The organism is Microbacterium sp. Bi128, assembly GCF_918698205.1.
The window spans coordinates 1-1,198 of record NZ_CAKKMM010001501.1; the positions used below are offsets into that span (position 1 = coordinate 1).

Consider the following 1,198-nt stretch of genomic DNA (forward strand, 5'->3'; position numbering starts at 1 on the left):
GTGGAAGTTCGTGTCCTTCGGGTTCCAGCCGCCGTTGGAGACGCCCCGGAACTGGCGCAGCAGCTCGGCCAGGTCCACGTTCCGCGTCAGGGCCACGCCGTGCTCGCGGTAGGTGGGGAAGATGTAGTCCTGCGGCTGGCTGGCCCGTCCGGAGCCGATCTGGGCGGCTTCCTGTCCGGTGAGCGGGACCCACAGGGCCAGCTGGCCCTGCCGCTGCAGGGCGGTGGCCTCCACGTCGAAGCGGCGGATCTTGGCCATATCCGCGTAGAAGCCGCGCAGGGTGCCCGGGTCCAGCTTCTCGGCGTATTTTGAGAAAACCGGGTCCGAGCCCAGGGTGCCGTCCGGGTCCAGCAACTGCACCATCGGCTCGGCCGGGGCACCCAGTTGGGCCTCGGCCTCCGCTTCGAGCTGGTCATCCATCCCGGTTCCGTCGAACTCGGTAGAGGGCAGATGTGTGGCGCCCATACCGTCTCCTTGCTTGCCGCATCCGAATGCGCCGCAATCGCTGGGATATATGCCGGACCAGGAATACATTCCAGGTCCGGCATATATTTTGGCTTACTGGTCCTTACTTTATCCGCACGGGGCGGCCTGAGCGCGCAGTGTTAAGCGCTAGGAACGCCGCGGCGGTTTTGTATAGATCGCACAGAGCTCGAGGAAACGGGTGTTGGCTTCCGTTTCGCCGATGCTGACCCGGACGCCCTCGTTGCCGAAGGCCCGTACGGACAGCGCCCGTTCCGCCGCCAGGGCGGCAAATTCCGCGCTGTTTTCGCCCAGATTGAGCCAGACAAAGTTGCCCTGGGCCTCCGGGACGAACCACCCGAGCTCACGCAGTCCCGCCGTGACCCGGTCCCGTTCGTCCACCAGGCTTTGTACCCTTTCTACAACATCGGCGAAGTGCTCGAGCGATGTCACGGCTGCCGTTTCCGCGATCTGGGACACGGCGAAGGGGGTGGCACTGACGCGCAGGTGCTGCGTCAGTTCGGGCCTGGAGACGCTGTAGCCCACGCGGAGTCCGGCGAGGCCGTGCGCTTTTGAGAAGGTCCGCAGGACGACGACGTTGGGGTACTTGCGGTACATGGCGATGCCGTCCACGGCGTCGCCGGCGCGCACGAATTCCTGGTAGGCCTCGTCAATGACCACCACGACGTCGGCCGGAACGGCATGGATGAAGCGCTCCGTTTCCTCGGCCGTCAGG

The 1,198-nt window shown here is 65.5% G+C and carries 2 protein-coding genes; both read right to left on the reverse strand.

Features of this window, described 5'->3' with window-relative positions; genetic code table 11:
- A partial coding sequence (locus LQV45_RS34020) for a thiamine pyrophosphate-dependent enzyme (protein ID WP_253074603.1) occupies window positions 1-465 on the reverse strand: 465 nt, incomplete at its 3' end.
- 147 nt (window positions 466-612) lie between these two features.
- Window positions 613-1,198: aminotransferase class I/II-fold pyridoxal phosphate-dependent enzyme (locus LQV45_RS34025; protein ID WP_230012260.1), on the reverse strand; the 586-nt coding region annotated here is incomplete at its 5' end.